This is a genomic window from Martelella sp. AMO21009, from assembly GCF_053484295.1.
Genome location: NZ_JBAKFR010000017.1, coordinates 65469 through 83980 on the forward strand (window position 1 = coordinate 65469; position 18512 = coordinate 83980).

The following is an 18512-nucleotide window of genomic DNA, read 5'->3' on the forward strand; positions in this document are numbered from 1 at the left end:
GGCGACCCGTTTACGCATACAGGATAACCGCATGGCGCCCGCCGAGGCATTGCTGCAAAAGCCGCTGGTGAAGCTTGAGCATGTCACCAAGATTTTCTCCAACGGCACGATCGCGCTCAAGGATATGAGCCTCACCGTCTGTCAGGGCCAGTTCGTCAGCCTGCTCGGACCGTCGGGCTGCGGCAAGTCGACGGCCTTGCGCATCATGGCCTCGCTCGGCGATGTCACGCAGGGCACGATCGACTGGCCGACCTCGCGCATTTCCGCCAAGGGCAAGCCGGAAGGCGATATCAGCTTCGTGTTTCAGGAACCGACGCTGATGCCGTGGGCGACGGTGTTCGACAATGTCTTCCTGCCGCTGAAACTGCGCGGCAAATCCAAGGCGGGCGTGCGCGACGAGATCATGGCCGCGCTCGCCACCGTCGGCCTTCAGGATTTCCCCAATGCCTATCCGCGCGAACTCTCCGGCGGCATGAAGATGCGGGTCTCGATCGCCCGTGCGCTGGTGACCAAGCCCAAGCTTCTGCTGATGGACGAGCCGTTTGCCGCACTGGACGAAATTACCCGGCAGAAGCTCAATGACGACGTTCTGCGGCTCTGGCACGAAACCGGCATCACCGTGATCTTCGTGACTCACTCGGTGTTCGAATCCGCCTATCTTTCCAACCGCATCGTGGTCATGCGCGCCCGTCCCGGTCAGGTGTTCGACGATTTCCCGCTCGATACCAGCCAGGAACGCGACGAGAGCTACCGCACCTCGGAAGAATATCGGCTGGCCTGCGAAAAGGTCTCGCGCTCGCTTCAGGGCGCGATTCAGGCAGCGGGAGGCGACCACTGATGAGCAATGAAACCTATCAGCGCCCCGGCTTCTTCGCCCGCAATGGCGAGACCATTCTGAAGATCGTCATCCCGATCGCCGTGCTGGCGCTGCTGGTGGCGATCTGGCAGGCGATCGTGGTGATCTACCAGACCCCGCATTACATCCTGCCTGGCCCCGCTTTGGTGGCCAAGGCCTTCATCGAGGACTGGGGCACGCTTGCGCCAGCGCTCTGGGTGACGACCAAGATCACCTTCATCTCGCTGGGGCTGGCGCTGGTCGGCGGCGTCGGGCTTGCGGTGATCATGGTGCAGTCGCGCTGGATCGAGACCGCGCTTTACCCGATCACCGTGATCCTGCAAGTCACGCCCATCGTCGCCATCGCGCCGCTGATCCTTATCTATACGCCGACCACGCAGGTGGCGCTCCTGATCTGCGCCTTTCTGGTGGCGTTCTTTCCGATCCTGTCGAACATGGCGCAGGGGCTAAAGAGCGTCGACCACAATCTCCTGAACCTGTTCGAGCTTTACGGCGCCTCGCGCTGGCAGACGCTGATCCACCTGAAACTGCCGGCCTCGCTGCCCTATTTCATGACGGGGCTGAGGATCGGTGGCGGGCTGGCGCTGATTGCCGCCGTGGTCGCGGAATTCGCGGCGGGTTCGGCGGGCGCCGGTTCGGGTCTTGCCTTCCGGCTCTTGGAATCGCAATACCGGCTCAACATTCCGAGGCTGTTCGCGGCGCTGTTCATGCTCGCCTGCCTCGGCGTCGCGATCTTCGCGCTCACCTCCTTCATCGCCTGGCTGTTCCTGCATCGCTGGCATGAGAGCAGCCTCAAGAGAGAAAACTGATGCCCGGCTTTGTGACGCTTCCGAAGGCCCCCGCCTTCGTTCTCCAGAACGCGACCGTGCCGGCGATCTGTCTTCGCGACGCCGCCCTCTTTACCGCGCGAGAAGGGCTGGTCGCCGCCGATATCACAATCGAGAACGGCAGGATCGCTGCCATCTCCTTGCCGGGAACAGCGCCCGCCGCCCTGCCCGCAGTCGACCTTCGCGGCGGCATGGTCTGGCCGACCTTCACCGACATGCACACCCATATCGACAAGGGCCATATCTGGGAGCGCCGCCGCAATCCCGACGGCACCTTCATGGGCGCGCTCGAAAACGTCCGCGCCGATCGCGAGGCCAACTGGTCGGCGGATGATGTTGCAGCGCGGATGGAGTTCTCGCTGAAATGCGCCTATTCCCACGGCACCGGCCTGCTGCGCACCCATCTCGACAGCCTGCCGCCACAGCACGAAATCTCCTTCGAGGTATTCTCTGATATCCGCGAGAAATGGGCGGACCGGATCGAGCTTCAGGCCGTTGCGCTGTTTGCGATCGACATGATCTTCGAGCCGTTCTTCGACGATCTGGTGGCGCTGTTGAAGCGCCGGGGCGGCCTGATCGGCGGCGTCACACAGATGCTGCCGGATCTCGACGCACGGCTCGACCGGTTGTTTCAGGCGGCAGGCGAGGCCGGTCTCGATATCGATCTCCATGTCGACGAGACCGAGGACCGCGAGGTGCTGACCCTTGGCCGCATCGCCGATGCCAAGATCCGTAACAGTTTCGAGGGCGCGGTCACCGTCGGCCATTGCTGTTCGCTGGCGCGTCAGGACGATGACACGGCCAAGCGCACGATCGACCGTGTCGCCGAGGCCGAGATCGCGGTCGTCTCACTGCCGATGTGCAACATGTATCTCCAGGATCGCCACGCGGGCGTCACCCCGCGCTGGCGCGGCGTGACGCTGTTCAAGGAACTGGCGGCCGCCGGCGTCAAGACCGCCGTCGCCTCCGACAACACCCGCGACCCGTTCTACGCCTATGGCGATCTCGACCCCGTCGAGGTGATCCGCGAAGCGGTGCGCATTCTCCAGCTCGACCATCCGCTCGACGATACGCCACGCATCATCACCCGCACCCCCGCCGAAATCATCGGCCGCCCGGAGCGCGGGCTGATCGCCGAGGGCGGGCCCGCCGATCTCGTGCTCTTCAGCGCGCGGCGCTGGAGCGAGTTTCTTTCCCGTCCGCAGGCTGACCGCATCGTGATGCGGAATGGCATGGGCATCGACCGCAGCCTGCCGGATTATCGCGAACTTGACCCGCTGATGGATAAGTGAACATGCCGGACTATCAACAGATCAAGGCCGAGCTCGAAGGCATCGCCATCGAGGACAACCCGAACCTCGTCTCCCGCAAGAGCCGGGATTTCTACTGGTACTCGCCGATCCTCAAGGCCCAGCTTGAAAACGTCACCGGCGACCTGATCGTCTCGCCCGCAAGCGAGGACGAGGTGATCAAGGTGCTGAAGGTCGCCTTCCGCCACGATGTGCCGGTAACCGCGCGCGGCGGCGGCACCGGCAATTACGGCCAGTGCATGCCTTTGTCCGGCGGCATCGTGCTCGACATGACCAAGATGAACCAGATCAAGGAGATCCATCAAGGCCGCGTGATCACCGAGCCGGGCATCATCTGCGCCCAGCTCGACAAGGAGTTGAAGGAAAAATCCGGCCAGGAGCTGCGCTTCCACCCCTCCACCACCGGACAGGCCACCCTTGGCGGCTTCATCGCCGGCGGTTCCGGCGGCGTCGGCTCGGTCCACTGGGGCGGGTTGCGTGATCTCGGCAATGTGCTGCGGTTGCGGATCGTGACGCTCGAGGAAGAGCCCCGCGTGATGGAGCTGACGGCGCGCGATCTGCTGAAGGTCTCCCACGCCTACGGCACCAACGGCATCATCACCGAGGTCGAGATGCCGCTGGCGCCCGCCTATGACTGGGTCGACGTGATCGTCGGCCACGAGAGCTTCATGGATGCCGTGCGGTTTTCCGACCGGCTGGCGAAATCCTCCGGCATTCTGGTCAAGGAAATCGCACCGATCGCCGCCCCCGTTCCTCACGACTTTTTCACCCGCCACAAGCCTTGGCTGAAGGAGGGCGAGGCGGTCACCGTGGTCATGGTCGCGCCTCATGCGCTCGCGCCGTTCGAGGCGCTGGTGAAGCTGATGAAGGGCGAAATCCGCTTCCGTGCCGATGAGGTGGAGAGCCTGCGCGGCATACCGCGCGCCTATGAACTTGGCTGGAACCACACCACGCTGCGCGCGCTGAAGATGGAGCCCGACAGCTTCACCTATCTTCAGGTCCAGTATCCCGGCCCCGACCATGTCGAGAAGGTCCGCGAGATGACCGAGCTTTTCGGCGATGAGGTGATCGGCCATCTGGAATTCCTGCGTTTCGACGGCGCGGTGCAGTGTTCCGGCCTGCCGCTGGTGCGCTACACCACGCCGGAGCGGCTGGAGGAGATCATCAATATCCACGAGGCCCATGGCTGCCCGATCTTCAACCCGCACCGATACACGCTGGAAGAAGGCGGCATGAAGCAGACCGACGAGTTGCAGCTTGCCTTCAAGAAGGAAACCGACCCCAAGGGCCTGATGAACCCCGGCAAGATGATCGCCTGGGAAAATCCGGATTTCGACTTCAAGGCCGGCAAGAACTTCCTGTTCAAGGGCCTTGCCGAGACGGGAGCGGAGTAAAATGCGCGTCCTCGTTCTCTTCTCCCACCCGGTGGAAACCAGCTATGGCGCGGCCCTGCACAGGCAGGTTATCGAAAGCCTGACCAAGGCCGGCCACGAGGTCGATGATTGCGATCTCTATGCCGAAAACTTCCAGCCGGTGCTGACCCGCGAGGAGCGGATCGGCTATCACGACTATCCGGAAAACACCGCGCCGGTCGCCTCCTATGTCGAGCGCCTGCAAAAGGCGGAGGCACTGGTGATCGTCACGCCGATCTGGAATTTCGGCTATCCGGCGATGCTGAAAGGCTATTTCGACCGCGTCTGGCTGCCGGGTGTTTCCTTCGCGCTGGAAGACGGCAAGCTGAAGCCGACGCTGCGCCACATCACCAAGGCCGCCGCCGTCTTCACCTATGGCGCGACGCCGATGCGGGCGTTTCTCGCCGGCAACCCGCCGAAAAAGATGATCAAGCGCGTGCTGCGCGCCCAGATCAAGCTCGGCGCCCCGGTGCGCTTCATGGCCCATTACGACATGAACAACTGCACCGAGGAAACCCGCGCCCGCTTTCTCGATAAGGTGAAGAGCGAGATGGAGGCCTTTTGAGGGCCTCCACCGCCAGCCAATCGTTTCCTATCTGGTATCGATCCCTACCTGTTCGGATTATCGATAACGTAGATAGGGCTGTTGCGATAATGATCGCCAATATAGTCGCCTTCGGGGCCGGAGTAATTGACCCCGATGAAAAAGGCCAGGTAAGCTGAACTCTTGCTTCCATTGCACTGGCTCACCTGGCCAGCGAGCGAATCCAAATCCATCGCCCAACGCCATTCCAACGGAGCCGGGTGCTGGAAGGTAACATTCTCAAAATAGGCAGGCTCTGAATACGTGGTCTCACCCGGTTGTGTGCCCGGAAAGAGGAGATCATCCTTCTCGTCGGCATAGGTACATCTGTAATAGACGGGACTAGCGCTCTTTCCACCCTTGGGAAGGTCGACTAATCCGGGCTGATTATTGGTCTCCACGGACATGATCCCGCCGTTCACCTGAATCTGGCTCATGAAGGGGAATGAGAAAGCCGAGTTTGGCGTATAGTTCAGAATATTGCCCGTGTTGCCGGTAACATCGATGGCGAAACCGGTAATCTGGAGCGCGGCGCCGACCAGATCGGAAACCTCCGAAGGGGTCACGTCGCTATGGGTGGTATTGGGCAGAATGATCAGCGTCGCGAAAGGATCGTACCCATTGTTCCAGAAGTCGCTCATGTAGATGGCGGGCGCTGCGGGCGTGAAGAAGCCGTCATGCGAAGCGGCCACTTCGAGAAGCGGAAACTGGTTGAGCAATTGCGGATTCGATTGCAGATAATAGACGATGTCGATCTGGGTCAGGAGATTGTCCAGCTCTCCAGACATCATTTTGTCCAGCAGATTCCTGTTGCCGGTGCCTTGGGGATCCTGCTCATAAGGCTGCAGGTCCTGCGGCCAACCATTATAGAGGTTCGAAAACTGATAGTTCGCGTGAACCTGCGCCAGGACCGACTTGATATCGATCGGCATGACGATCGGAACGGCGGCCTTGACCAACTGGTTCGACAGACGGTCATATGCCGTCGCGAGATAGGTCGTCCATCCACGCTTGGAAGCGCCTGTCAGGACATATTGCCGGACCTGGGGAAGGCCGGAAAGCGCCGGCAATTGGGCGATGCTTTGCTGCGCGGCGGACATGCTGTGGACGACTGACGACGCCATTGGAAACAGCGCGGCATAGTCGATTGCATCGATTCCATCATTGGCCGGATGCATGAGCGACTCGGCGACGAGGTCGTCTTCCTCTCTCGCATAATATGTCTTGCCGTCGACAATGCTCAACATGTCGAGCAGTTCGTTCGGAACGAAGTTCTGAACGATCATGGGGATATTCAGGAGATAGGAAAGAAGCGCCGAAAGATTTGCGGTTTGACACCAATTGGTCTGCGATGGCGTTGTGCAACCGCTATTCAAAACGGAATCAAGGTCATCCGGCGCCATATTGAATGGCGCAGCGGAAATTTCCTGCGCCAGGAGATCGTAAAAAATCGCCTCGTAGAGCAAATAGTCTTTTCCGCCATTGATCATGTAGATGTAGTCGCTCTGCGACATCCCGATCTTTTTCGGAACGGCTATGGAAACCTTGTGCGACCAGCCGCCGCCGCCCGTGGCGTCGGAAATGTAGTCCGGGTCCGTTCCCTTCCAGCTCGTCTGGGAGACATAGTCGCAGACATACATCGTCGTCTCTACCGTCGCCAGATTATCGATCTGGCCGCAGTTTTCATAAACGCCTGCCGCGCCCGTCGTGTTGTTGATGTAATCGAAGAGAGATTCCAGCGGCTGCGCGCCGTTGGCCTGCGCGAGGGCCGCAGACCCCGAAAGCGCTAAACCTGCCGAAACGGCGATAGCAAAAACGAACTGATAGGCGCGAAATGAATTTCTATACATGGCATCGTCCTCTACCTAAAAGTTATAATAAATTATATACACAATCTAAGATTGTATTCAATGATCCATTTTGAGCTTGTTCATTTCTCCCGCCCCCTCTTTACATCGACGCTCAGACCACTAGGTCTGAAAGAGCAGGCAGGCGCCGGGAGACGGCGCGTGCGGGAGAGCGCATTCGGGTAACCATTTATTGGCTTTGCCGCGGTGCGTATGTCTGAAAATCCGGGCCGTTCGGCGCAGCAAAAGCGCAGGGCGTTCCGGCGTCGATGCGCAGGAACGGAGCCGAACGAGCATGCATGAATTGACCACCGCCGACGAAACCCGCCTTCGCAAGCTGCGCGGCAATGTGCCGGTCAATGCCGTACTGCATGTCTGGCTCAAGGCGGTTCACCCGCATGCGCCTGGGGAGTTGAGGCTTTCGCTGAATGACCAGGTCTTCGGCGACGTCTTCGTGCAGAATTCCGAAGAATATGAATTCCGGATGTTCTTCGTGCCGCATGGCGGGGAACTGGAATGCGCCTATGATCCCGAAACGACCACGATTTCAGTCGCCTACTGGTTCACCGACGCCAAGGTGCTGGAAGAAGGCATCACCGTCCTGCGCACCCACGCCGCCAATGCGCCGGCGCCGGCGCCCGGCTCCTATCATTTCCGCCCGCCCTTCGGCTGGATGAACGATCCGAACGGCTTCGGCCGGTTCAACGGCTCGGCACATCTGTTCTACCAGCATTATTCGCACGGGCTGAAATGGAACACGATGCATTGGGGCCATGCGGTCTCGGAGGATTTCCTGCACTGGCGGCATCTGCCGATCTTCCTGTTTCCTTCGGAGGATCTGACCGCCAAGCCGGACAAGCGCGGCGGCGCGTTTTCGGGCTCCGCGATCCCGCTGGAAAACTCCGCCGGAGTCCGGGTGTTCTTCACCGAACACATGATCGACCGTGCGCCGGAGCGCGAAATCCAGATGATGGCGACCTCGCAATCGCTGATCTTCGCCGGCGCGGCCAAGCCGCTGATCGACACCCGCCCCGAACTTGAGGGCCTGACACTCGATTTCCGCGACCCTTATGTCTTCCGCGGGCCCGACGGCTATTGGAAAATGCTGCTCGGCAGCCGCATGGGCGAGGAAGGCGTCGTGCTGCTCTACCAGACCGCGGATGTGACGGCGGCGAGCGGCTGGGAATTCGTCTCGGTGCTGCATTCGGAAGGCCGGTTCAACACGCAGGTGATCGAGTGTCCCTGCCTGCTGCCGCTCGACGGGCCGGCAGGCGACCCCTCCACCCACTGGGCGCTGATCTGCGGCCTGATGCACAGCCATCACGAGGAAACCGGGCGCCGGAACCTGACGACGGCGACCGTCGGCAAGTTCGACGGCACGACATTCACGCCGCATTTCGAGCAGGAGCTCGACTTCGTCACCGACAATTACGCCTTCCAGGCCTTCCTCGATCAGGGCACGCCGGTGGGCATCGGCTGGCTTGCCAACTGGGCGGATGCCGCCCCCGAAATCGATTTTCCCACAGCGATGACGCTGCCGCGAAACCTCGTCTATGACGCCGCCGACGACACGCTTCTGACCCCGCCGATCGAGGGCGTGGAAAGCCTGCGCGACCATCTGATAGACGAAACCGCGCTCGCGGCCGGAGAACTGGTGAGCCTCGAAACCGGGCAGGCCGAGATCGTGATCGAACTCGACGGCCCGACGTTCGAACTAGACCTATATCATAACAATATCGAGATCGTGATCACGCTGGACGAAGAGGGCCTGAGCCTGGTCTATCGCGATGACGCCGAAAAGCCGACGCCGCGCTATATCGCGCCCGGCGCAAAGCCGAGTCATATCCGGGTGTTCCTCGATATCGGTTCGGTCGAGGTCTTCGCCGACAATGGCCGCTGGACCGGCACCAAGCGCATCGCCGGCTTCGATCCCATCCATTCCCTGCGGCTGCGCCACGGCGACGTCCGGTCGGCGAAAGTCTGGGCGCTGGCGCTTTGACCCCAGGGGATTGGGCCCTGACGTCCCGGCCTACGCCAGCATCAGCTGATCGTCGTCGATCTCCGTGCCGGCCGCGCGACCGAAGCGTTCGAGCAGGTCGGAGACCTTCAGCTTTGAGCGTTCCTCGCCGGCGATATCGAGCACGACCTGGCCGGCATTCATCATCAGGGTGCGGGAGCCATAGGCCAGCGCGTCCTTCATCGAATGGGTCACCATCAGCGTGGTCAGCCGGCTTTCGCCGGCGATTTCCGCCGACAGCGACAACACCTTGTGGGCAGCTGACGGGTCGAGGGCGGCGGTGTGCTCGTCGAGTACCAGGATCTTCATCGGCAGCAGCGTTGCCATCAGCAGGCTGACGGCCTGTCGCTGGCCGCCCGACAGCGCGCCAATGGGCGTTGCCATGCGGTGCTCAAGGCCAAGGCCGAGCTTTTCGAGATGCTCGGCAAACATCTGCTTCTGGCCGCGCTTGCCAAGCGCGAGGGCGAGGCCCCGCTTCTTGCCGCGGGCGGCGGCGAGCGCAAGATTTTCCTCGATCGACAGCGACGAGCAGGTGCCGAGCCGGGGCTCCTGAAACACCCGGCCGACAAGACGGGCGCGCTTGGCGGCGGGCCAGTTGGTGACGTCGTTGCCGGCGAGGTGGATCGTGCCGGTATCGGGCTTCGCCGTGCCGACGACGGTGGAGAGCAGCGTCGACTTACCCGCCCCGTTGGAGCCGATCACGGTAACGAATTCGCCCTCCGCGATATCGAGCGAGACGCCGCGCAGCGCCCGGACCTCGGTCGCAGTGCCGGCATTGAAGGTGATGTGGATGTCGTCAAGTTTCAGCATCAGTCCTGCCCTTCATCCGGTTGCTGCGCGCCGCGCACGAGGCGGAAATTGAACATCGACTTTCGCCCCTTCTTGCCGCGGCTCTGGGAGAGCACAACGGCGACGGCGACGACGATCGCGGTGATCAGGTTCAGATCCTGCGGGCGAATGCCGATGAAGCCGGCCGACAGCGCAAACGCGATGAACAGGCGGTAGACGACCGCGCCGATGACGCAGCCGAGCGTGGCGAGAAACACGGTGCGCCGGCCGAGAATGGCCTCGCCGATGATCAGCGCCGCAAGCCCGGTGACGATGGTGCCGACGCCCATGGTGACGTCCGCGACCCCTTGCATCTGCGCAAACAGCGAGCCGGCGAGCGCGCAGAGCGCATTGGCGATCGACATGCCGAGCAGCGTCATCGCGCCGTTGCGGATGCCCTGGGCTTCCGCCATTGCCGGGTTTTCGCCCGAGGCGCGCAGGCCAAGGCCGATCTCGGTCTTCAGGAACCAGTCGATAATGAACTTGGCGCCGATCGCGATGATCAGAAGCAGGATCGTGTTGCTCCAGAGCCCCGCGCCGACGAGGTCTTCAAAGCGGGAGAACACCGTATCCTGGCCGTAGACCGGCAAGTTCGGCCGTCCCATGATCCGAAGATTGATCGAAAACAGCGCGACCATCGACAGAATGCCGGCGAGCAGGTTCATGATGCCGAAGCGGACATTCAGCAGGCCGGTGACGAAGCCCGCGGCCGCGCCAGCGAGCAGGCCGAAAAACGTCGCGATAAAGGGATCGATGCCGTGGATGATGGCGGCGGCGGAAACCGCCGCGCCAAGCGGGAAGCTTCCGTCCACCGTCAGGTCCGGAAAGTCCAGAACGCGGAACGACATGAAGATGCTCAACGCCACGAGGGCGAAGAGCAGGCCGGTCTCGAACGCACCGGCGAGTGCGAAAAGCGTCATGTTTACTCGATGACCTTCTTGGCGCTGTCAACAACGTCGGCCGGCACATCAATGCCCATGGCCTTGGCCGCCTTGAGGTTCAGGAACAGATCCTGATTGCCGGGTACGACGACCGGAATATCGGCAACCGCTGTGCCTTCGAGGATCTGGGCGATCATATCGCCGGTGACCGTGCCCATTTCGGCATAGTTGAAGCCGAAGGCCGCAACCGCGCCGCGCTCGACGGAATCGGTGTCGGTCGTGAAGACGGGCAGCTTGGCGCGCTCGCCGACGGTCACGATCGCTTCCAGCACCGAGATCACCGAATTGTCGGTCGGCAGCAGGATCGCGTCAGCCTTGCCGACGAGGTTGCGGGCCGCATCCGGCACCATGGTCGACTGGGCGGCGGGGCTTTCGACGACGGTGAGGCCGAGCTCTTCGGCGCCGGCCTTGATGTCATCGACCTGCACGACCGAGTTGGCTTCGCCCGGATTATAGATGACGCCGATGGTCTTGACGTCCGGAACCAGCTTCTGGATCAGCTCCAGCGCCGGCTTCGGCGGCTGCTTGTCGGAGGTGCCGGTGATGTTGGCTTCCGGCTTTTCCGGGTTCTCGATCAGGCCGGCGGCGACCGGGTCGGTGACGGCGGCGAACACCACAGGGGTATCGCCCATCGAGTTCTTCAGCGCCTGGGCCGAGGGCGTCGAAATGCCGACCGCGACGTCCGGATCGATGCCAGCGAATTCATCGGCGATCTGGCTCTGCGTGGTCATGTTGCCCTGGGCGGAGCGGGCGACGACCTTCAGGTTCTCGCCTTCCTTGTAGCCCTTTTCGGCAAGGCTCTCGACAATGCCTTCGCGCACGGCGTCAAGGGCGGGGTGTTCGACGATATAGGTGATGGCGACGGTCTTGGTGTCCTGCGCGACGACCGGCGCGGCAAAGCCGGCAAAAGCGGCGATCGCCGCGGTGGCGAACACCGTTTTCTTGAAGTTGAGCATTTCGAAACCCCCTGTCAGGATTGTTCTTAGCGCGATGTGATCACGCGCGGCAGTTTGGCCTGTGCCAAAGCGCCGGTCAACGCCGGAACGTCGCCGCCCGCGACTTTATTTGCCAGCGCTGCCGGCGGGTCCCCTGCCGCGCCGGCTCGCGTTTGCGGATGCCGTGACCCGTCAGGTGATCTGCAGCGATCCCTCGGCGTTCATCAGAAGATCGATGACGTCGGGTGCGGTGATGATCTCGTAGGCGGGGTCCATGTCCTCGGCGCTCATGCCGTTATGCTTCATGCAGGCGCCGCAGATCGCGATCTTTCCACCGGCCGTGCGGTATTCTTCGAGAAGGTTGGAAACCGGCTCGAACGGCGCGCCGATATCCATGCCGTCGGTGGCACCGGGCTTGCCCAGTTCCACGGCCTCGACCATCAGGATAATTGTGGCGCTATGCCCCTTCTTCAGCGCGTTGAGCGCCATGGTGAAGGCGACGGTCACCTTGTTCGGGTTGGACTTGCCGTCGAAAATCGTTGCAACAAAAGCTGTCGTTTGCATGTTTGAGGCCTCCTTCTGCCTGTTCTGGAATTGGGGAGACGTCGTTGCTATACAAGTGCGACAATTGTCGCAGGCAGGACATGAACGGGAGTTAGCAGAGCATGGGCGAAATCAGACTCGAGCCGGGCTGGAAGGAGAAGCTTCAACCGGAATTCGAAAGCGCCTACATGGCCGGCCTCAGATCCTTTCTTGTGGACGAGAAGCGCAACGGACAGGTCGTCTTTCCGAAAGGCGAGGAATATTTTCGCGCGCTCGATCTGACGCCGCTTGACCGGGTGAAGGTCGTCATCCTCGGGCAGGATCCCTATCACGGCCCGGGACAGGCACACGGGCTCTGCTTTTCGGTGCGTCCCGGCGTGCGCACCCCGCCCTCGCTGGTCAATATCTACAAGGAGCTTGCCGCCGATGTCGGCTTTCAGAAGGTCGACCACGGCTTTCTGGAGCACTGGGCAAAGCAGGGCGTCTTGCTTTTGAACTCGGTGCTGACCGTGCGCCAGGCCGCCGCCGCATCCCATCGCGGCAAGGGCTGGGAGGAGTTCACCGACGCCGTGATCCGCGTCGTCAATGACGAGTGCCCGCATGTCGTATTCATCCTGTGGGGCGCTTATGCCCAGAAGAAGGCGAGTTTCGTCGATAGAAGCCGGCATCTGGTGCTGAAATCGCCGCATCCCTCGCCGCTTTCGGCCCATAACGGCTTTTTCGGCAGTCGCCCGTTTTCCAAGGCCAATCAGTTCCTGCTCGAACAGGGCATCGAGCCGATCGACTGGCAATTGCCGAAAGACCCCGGAGAAAGTTGAAGAGGCGGCGCTTGCCGAGCCGTGACCTTCACCACATTTATGCGCTATAGACGGCGCGATGGCGCAGCATGCAATTTACGGAGATACCGATGTCCCACCACAGAAAATTCTTCATCGACGGCGCCTGGGTCGAGCCGGACGGGCAGGAAACGCTCGACGTCATCAATCCGGCGACCGAGGAGGTCGTCACCGCGATCGCGCTCGGGCAGGCATCGGATGTCGACAAGGCGGTGGCGGCCGCGCGGCGCGCCTTCGAGAGCTTCTCGCTCACCACGCGCGAGGAGCGGCTTGCGCTTCTGGAGCGGGTGCTGGAATGCTACCGGGCCCGCGCCGACGATCTGGTCGAGGCGGTGATGAGCGAAATGGGTGCGCCGCTGAAGCTTGCGCGCAGCGCCCAGGTGCCCGTCGGTGCCTCCCATATCAGTAACACCCGCAAGGCGCTTGAGAATTTCGAGTTCTCCGAGGAGCGCAACAAGGGCCTGATCGTACGTGAGCCGATCGGCGTCTGCGCCCTGATCACGCCGTGGAACTGGCCGCTGAACCAGATCGCGGCCAAGGTCGCGCCGGCGCTCGCCACCGGCTGCACCGTGGTGCTGAAGCCATCGGAAATCGCGCCGCTTTCGGCCATCATCTTCGCCGAGATCATGGAGGAGGCCGGCGTTCCGCCCGGCGTCTTCAACCTCGTCAACGGCACCGGCCCGGACGTCGGCCAGGTCATGGCCGGCCACGAGGACGTCGACATGGTCTCCTTCACCGGCTCGACCCGTGCCGGCATCATCGTTGCCAAGACCGCCGCCGATACGGTCAAGCGCGTCTGCCAGGAGCTTGGCGGCAAGTCGCCGAATATCGTGCTGGAGGATGCCGATTTCGAAAAGGCGGTGGCCGGCGGCGTACTTTCCTGCTTCCAGAATTCCGGCCAGTCCTGCGACGCGCCAACGCGCATGCTGGTGCCCGCCGCAAGGCATGACGAGGCGCTGGAGATTGCCAGAAAGGCGGCGCTCACGCTCAAGGTCGGCGATCCGCGCGCGGAAGACACCGATCTCGGCCCGGTCGTCAGCCGTCAGCAATATGACAAGATCCAGGGGTTGATCGAAACGGCGATATCCGAGGGCGCGACCGTTGCCGTCGGCGGCCCCGGCCGCCCGGACGGCATCAATCACGGCTATTATGTCAAGCCCACCGTTTTCGGCCATGTCGACAACGCCATGACGATCGCCCGCGAGGAGGTCTTTGGCCCGGTCTTGTCGGTGCTGTCCTACCAGAGCGAAGAAGAGGCGATCGCGATTGCCAACGACACGCCCTATGGTCTCGCCGCCTATGTGCAATCGGGCGATCTCGACCATGCCCGCAAGGTCGCGGCGCGCCTGCGCGCCGGCAATGTCACGATCAACGATCCGGACTGGGACACCGCCATTCCCTTCGGCGGCTACAAGCAATCCGGCAATGGCCGCGAGTTTGCCGACTGGGGCATGGAAGATTTTCTGGAAATCAAGGGGATACGCGGCTACACGGCTTAAAATTCCCCGCGAAACCGCTACATTGGAGCGTGTTGCGCATCGCCGTCCGCCAGTTCGGATGCGAGAGAACACAAAATATCGCATGCCCGGCGAAAGCGCCGGGCATCGTTGCAATCACGGGTCACGGCAGTATTCGGAGGCGGTTTCATGAAAAAGAGCATCAACCCAAACGGCGTGCGCAAACCCTTCGGAAATTACAGCCACGGGCTTTACGTGCCGCCCGGCGCGGGGCTGCTGGTCACCTCGGGCCAGCTCGGCATCGGCGCGGACGAGGTCATCCCGCGTTCGGTCAAGGGCCAGGCCGAGCTGTGCTTCGAGGCGATCGGAAAGATCCTCGCCGAGGCCGATATGGGCTTCGAGGACGTGGTCCGCATCAACGGCTATGTGACGATGCGCGAGGATTTCCCGGCCTATATGGAGGTGCGGGACAAGTACATTTCCGATCCCCTGCCCGTCTCCACGTTGCTGATCGTCTCGGGCTTCACCCGCGCCGAATTTCTGGTCGAGGTCGAGGTGACCGCGGCCAAGATCCCGTAAAGTCGGCCACCTGAACGCAGATCCGCCCCTCACCCAACCGCGTCGTCCACGAGCGCGCCGCGCGCTGCAATGACGCGGGAAGAAAGAGCCGCGGCCCGGGCGATGGCATCGCCGAGGCTTTCGCCCCGTGCGAGCGCCGCGATCAAACCGGCATTGAAACTGTCGCCCGCCGCCGTGGTGTCGACCACGTTTTCGGCCGGCGTCGGCTGGAAGGTGATCGCGCCCTCCGTTGCGGATTCGGCATGGATCGTATCGACTCCGTTCTTGACCACCACCGTCTCCGCGCCGCACGCGCGATAACGCGCGATCGTCGCCTCGGGGCTGTCATCGCCGAACACCGCGCCGTCCTCATCGAACGACGGCAGCACCATGTCGCTGACCTCGGCGGCCTTCATGATGGTCTCGGCCATCACCGCGCGCGAGGGCCAGAGACGGAGGCGCATATTGGGATCGAAGGCGATCACCGCGCCCGCCTTTCGCGCCTCGGCCAGCACATCCAGCAGCGTGCCGCGATCGGCCTCGTCGACAATCGCCATGGTGATGCCGGAGAACAGGATGAGGTCCCTGCCCCGCACGGCCGCCTCAAGCGCCGCGCGATCGGCGGCGAGCCGCTTGGCGGCGGACTGGCCGCGCCAGTAGGAAAACGAGCGCTCGCCATCCTTCAGCGCAATCATGTAGAGGCCGACCGTGCGATCCTCGACCCGGCGGATGCAACCGGTCCCGACGCCCGACCGCTCCATGAAATCGAGCATTTCGCCGGAAACGGCATCCGTACCGACGGCGGTGAAATAATCCACCGTGGCGCCTTCGGGCAAAAGCTTCGCCAGATACCAGGCGGCGTTGAAGGTGTCGCCGGCAAATCCGCGCGTATAGGCGCCATCGGCGCGCGGGGCCATCTCGACCATGCATTCGCCGATGCTGAGAATGTTTTTCATATCTGTTCCTGATCGAAGAAACTGGGATTGGTCTGGTGGATACGCTCGATGCTGCCGGCGATCCGGGAAAGGTGATGGCGCATGGCGGAAACGGCGGCATCGGCATCCCGCGCCTTGATCGCGCCGACGATGGCGCGGTGCTCGGCCAGCGCGTCATGGGCGGTGAAGGACAGCGAGAGCAGCCGGATGCGATCCATATGGGCCTTGTGTTCCCGGATCAGCGTCCAGGCGTATTCATGGCCCGCCAGCGCGCAGATCTGGCGATGAAGCTCGTCATCGAGACGATGGAAGCCCATCCGGTCGTCGGCCTGCACCGCCCTCGCCTGCTCCTCGAGCAATGCGTCGAGCCTGTCGAAATCCTCGTCCGTTCCCTGCTCCGCAGCGGCCGTGACGGTCGCCACCTCCAGCGCCGTGCGAATGAACAGCGCCTGCATCACCGCCTCAACGGAAATAGGCGCGACAAGCGTGGCGCGCTGCGGCCTGACCAGCAGAAAGCCCTGCTGCGACAGTCGGTAAAAGGCGTCGCGTACCGGCTGGCGCGACACGCCGAGCCTGCGCGCGACCTCGGCTTCCGAAAGTTTGGTGCCGGGCGGCAGTTCGTTCTCGATGACCTGGCGGTAGAGCCTGTCAAAGATCAGATCGGTCACCGTCTGCCGGGGCTGGTCTAAACTGGCCACCATGCGGCCTCCGTTGACACTTCTCGCATACTAACATATTAGTTTTGGCACGAATTGCAATGCGCCAGGGAGCCGCAAATGCTCGACAATGACCGTCTTTTTCCGCTTGAACCGAAGGCGCGGGATCTGGCGCGCGCGCTTTATCGCGAAGTCGGCAGGCTGCCGATCATCAGCCCGCACGGCCATACCGATCCGCGCTGGTATGCCGAAAACGAGCCCTTTCCGGATCCCGCGCAACTGTTCGTGGTGCCTGACCACTACGTTTTCCGCATGTTGTGCTCGCAGGGCATTGCGCCGGAGAAACTCGGCGTTGCCCGCATTGACGGCGGCGCGAGCGAGACCGATAGCCGGGCGATCTGGCGGTTGTTCGCTGAAAATTTCTACCTGTTCCGGGGCACGCCAAGCCGGGGCTGGCTGGAACACGCCTTCGAGTACGTCTTCGGCCTTACCAAGCGACTGGGACCTGACACGGCGGATGAATTCTACGATCACATCGACGACTGCCTGAAGCGGCCGGAATTCCGCCCGCGCGCCCTGTTCGAGCGGTTCAACCTCGAGGTGATCGCGACCACCGAAGACCCGCTCGACGACCTGAAATGGCACCGGAAGATCCGCGAAAGCGGCTGGATCGGCGGGCGCGTGATCACCGCCTATCGCCCCGACCCGGTGGTTGATCCCGACTTCGAGGGCTTTGCCGAAAACGTCGAAAAACTCGGCGCGATCACCGGCCTCGATACCACCAGATACGACCAGTATCTCGACGCCCATCGCATGCGGCGGGCCTATTTCAAGGAATTCGGCGCGACCAGCACCGATCACGGCCACGCCACCGCCCGCACGGAGGACCTGCCGAAAGCGGACGCCGCCGCGCTGTTTGAAAAGGCGCTGAAGGGCGCGTGCAGCGCGGATGAGGCGGACGCCTTCCGCGGCCACATGCTGACCGAGATGGCGCGGATGAGCATCGAGGATGGACTGGTGCTGCAGATCCATCCGGGTTCGTTCCGCAATCACTCCGTGCCGATGATGGCCCGGCACGGCCGCAATGTCGGTTTCGATATTCCGGTCCAGACCAGCTATGTCGAGGCGCTGCGCCCGCTGCTGAACGCTGTCGGCATGGAGCCCTCGCTCAGCATCATCCTGTTCACGCTGGACGAGACCGCCTACACGCGCGAACTCGCCCCGCTTGCCGGCGCGTACCCTTCGCTGAAGCTTGGCCCGGCATGGTGGTTCCATGACAGCCCCGAGGGCATGCGCCGCTACCGGGAGATGACCACCGAGACGGCGGGCTTCTACAACACCGTCGGCTTCAACGACGACACCCGCGCCTTCTGCTCGATCCCCGCCCGCCACGATGTCGCCCGCCGCGTCGATTGCGCCTATCTGGCGACGCTGGTGACCACCGGCCGGCTGGACGAGGACGAGGCCCCGGAAGTCGCCCGCGACCTCACCTACAATCTGGTCAAACGCGCCTATAGGCTGTGAGCATGCGGCAAACCGCATATATTTCAGAAATTTAATTATACCTTCCCGTGACACTCACCTATTGCCGCCATAAAGCTGCCGTGTCATAGAAGCGTGACAACGTCAGGGAAGCGAACCATGCAAGACCCGATCATGATGTCGGCCGAAGAGGGCCGGATCGTATCGCTGGAAAGCCTTGCGCCCGGCGAAAGCGGGACTGTCGAAATCATCGACGCCGGCGGTCACGAAAACGGGCTGGCGGTGCGGCTGAGGGCGATGGGCCTTTCAAGCCCGCATCAGGTGATGATGGTCCGGCGCGGCTGGTTCGGCGGACCTCTCGTGGTGCGCGCCGGCAAGGCGACCGAGATCGCCATCCGCCGTTCGGAGGCGGCGCTGGTCAAGGTTCGAAAGCTTTAAACGATGATGCCGAAACGGCACGCCGGGTCAAATTGCCGGACGGATCTCGCC

Annotated in this window: 18 protein-coding genes; 11 read left to right on the forward strand and 7 right to left on the reverse strand. The window is 62.5% G+C overall.

Features of this window, described 5'->3' with window-relative positions; all coding sequences use genetic code 11:
• The first annotated feature begins 31 nt into the window (after window positions 1-31).
• Genes V6766_RS17220 through V6766_RS17240 form a run of 5 tightly spaced genes read left to right on the forward strand, consistent with a single transcriptional unit; the run spans window position 32 to window position 4970 of the window.
• A complete protein-coding gene (locus tag V6766_RS17220; RefSeq protein WP_448468542.1) occupies window positions 32-838 on the forward strand; it encodes an ABC transporter ATP-binding protein in 807 nt (268 codons plus the stop codon).
• A complete protein-coding gene (locus tag V6766_RS17225) occupies window positions 838-1665 on the forward strand; it encodes an ABC transporter permease (RefSeq protein WP_448468544.1) in 828 nt (275 codons plus the stop codon). The genes V6766_RS17220 and V6766_RS17225 overlap by 1 nt, the downstream gene beginning before the upstream one ends.
• Window positions 1665-2975, forward strand: coding sequence for a cytosine deaminase (locus V6766_RS17230; RefSeq protein ID WP_448468546.1), 1311 nt, complete (start codon window positions 1665-1667; stop codon window positions 2973-2975). The genes V6766_RS17225 and V6766_RS17230 overlap by 1 nt, the downstream gene beginning before the upstream one ends.
• 2 nt (window positions 2976-2977) lie before the next feature.
• The gene (locus V6766_RS17235) at window positions 2978-4387 is read left to right on the forward strand and encodes an FAD-binding oxidoreductase (RefSeq protein ID WP_448468548.1); all 1410 of its coding nucleotides are present in this window, start codon (window positions 2978-2980) and stop codon (window positions 4385-4387) included.
• Window position 4388: 1 nt separating this feature from the next.
• Window positions 4389-4970: an NAD(P)H-dependent oxidoreductase gene (locus tag V6766_RS17240; RefSeq protein WP_448468550.1), complete on the forward strand. Its 582-nt coding sequence runs from the start codon at window positions 4389-4391 to the stop codon at window positions 4968-4970.
• Between the two features lie 44 nt (window positions 4971-5014).
• On the opposite strand, the gene V6766_RS17245 is transcribed toward V6766_RS17240, so the two are convergent.
• Entirely contained in the window at window positions 5015-6838 is a 1824-nt protein-coding gene (locus tag V6766_RS17245; protein WP_448468552.1) for a PhoPQ-activated protein PqaA family protein, read from the reverse strand.
• Window positions 6839-7130: 292 nt separating this feature from the next.
• Between V6766_RS17245 and V6766_RS17250 the strand changes: the two genes are divergently transcribed.
• Complete coding sequence (locus V6766_RS17250; protein WP_448468554.1) at window positions 7131-8834, forward strand: glycoside hydrolase family 32 protein; 1704 nt, start codon at window positions 7131-7133, stop codon at window positions 8832-8834.
• Between the two features lie 30 nt (window positions 8835-8864).
• Here V6766_RS17250 and V6766_RS17255 read toward each other — a convergent pair whose 3' ends face one another.
• The 4 genes from V6766_RS17255 to V6766_RS17270 all read right to left on the reverse strand — a co-directional run bounded on the left by V6766_RS17255 (window position 8865) and on the right by V6766_RS17270 (window position 12120).
• The gene (locus V6766_RS17255) at window positions 8865-9662 is read right to left on the reverse strand and encodes an ABC transporter ATP-binding protein (protein WP_448468556.1); all 798 of its coding nucleotides are present in this window, start codon (window positions 9660-9662) and stop codon (window positions 8865-8867) included.
• A complete protein-coding gene (locus V6766_RS17260; RefSeq protein WP_230721622.1) occupies window positions 9662-10600 on the reverse strand; it encodes an ABC transporter permease in 939 nt (312 codons plus the stop codon). The genes V6766_RS17255 and V6766_RS17260 overlap by 1 nt, the downstream gene beginning before the upstream one ends.
• Window positions 10601-10602: 2 nt before the next feature.
• Complete coding sequence (locus V6766_RS17265) at window positions 10603-11577, reverse strand: ABC transporter substrate-binding protein (RefSeq protein WP_448468558.1); 975 nt, start codon at window positions 11575-11577, stop codon at window positions 10603-10605.
• 171 nt (window positions 11578-11748) lie between these two features.
• Complete coding sequence (locus V6766_RS17270) at window positions 11749-12120, reverse strand: DsrE family protein (RefSeq protein WP_448468560.1); 372 nt, start codon at window positions 12118-12120, stop codon at window positions 11749-11751.
• Between the two features lie 101 nt (window positions 12121-12221).
• Here V6766_RS17270 and ung point away from each other — a divergent pair, with 101 nt between their 5' ends.
• The 3 genes from ung to V6766_RS17285 all read left to right on the forward strand — a co-directional run bounded on the left by ung (window position 12222) and on the right by V6766_RS17285 (window position 14971).
• Window positions 12222-12917, forward strand: coding sequence for a uracil-DNA glycosylase (gene ung / locus V6766_RS17275; protein ID WP_448468562.1), 696 nt, complete (start codon window positions 12222-12224; stop codon window positions 12915-12917).
• Between the two features lie 89 nt (window positions 12918-13006).
• Window positions 13007-14434 carry an aldehyde dehydrogenase family protein gene (locus V6766_RS17280; RefSeq protein WP_448468564.1) on the forward strand — a complete coding sequence of 476 codons (1428 nt, stop codon included), beginning with the start codon at window positions 13007-13009 and terminating at the stop codon, window positions 14432-14434.
• Window positions 14435-14581: 147 nt separating this feature from the next.
• A complete protein-coding gene (locus tag V6766_RS17285; RefSeq protein ID WP_448468566.1) occupies window positions 14582-14971 on the forward strand; it encodes a RidA family protein in 390 nt (129 codons plus the stop codon).
• 29 nt (window positions 14972-15000) lie between these two features.
• Here V6766_RS17285 and V6766_RS17290 read toward each other — a convergent pair whose 3' ends face one another.
• Window positions 15001-15906 (reverse strand): sugar kinase, encoded by a 906-nt coding sequence (locus tag V6766_RS17290; RefSeq protein ID WP_448468568.1) that lies wholly within the window; start codon window positions 15904-15906, stop codon window positions 15001-15003.
• Window positions 15903-16586, reverse strand: a complete 684-nt coding sequence (locus tag V6766_RS17295; protein WP_448468570.1) for a GntR family transcriptional regulator — start codon at window positions 16584-16586, stop codon at window positions 15903-15905. Before V6766_RS17295 ends, V6766_RS17290 begins: the two co-directional genes overlap by 4 nt.
• A gap of 75 nt (window positions 16587-16661) precedes the next feature.
• On the opposite strand from V6766_RS17295, the gene uxaC reads away from it, so the two are divergent.
• Window positions 16662-18065, forward strand: a complete 1404-nt coding sequence (gene uxaC / locus V6766_RS17300; protein WP_448468572.1) for a glucuronate isomerase — start codon at window positions 16662-16664, stop codon at window positions 18063-18065.
• Window positions 18066-18182: 117 nt separating this feature from the next.
• Window positions 18183-18461, forward strand: coding sequence for a FeoA family protein (locus V6766_RS17305; RefSeq protein ID WP_448431845.1), 279 nt, complete (start codon window positions 18183-18185; stop codon window positions 18459-18461).
• Window positions 18462-18512 lie beyond the last annotated feature (51 nt).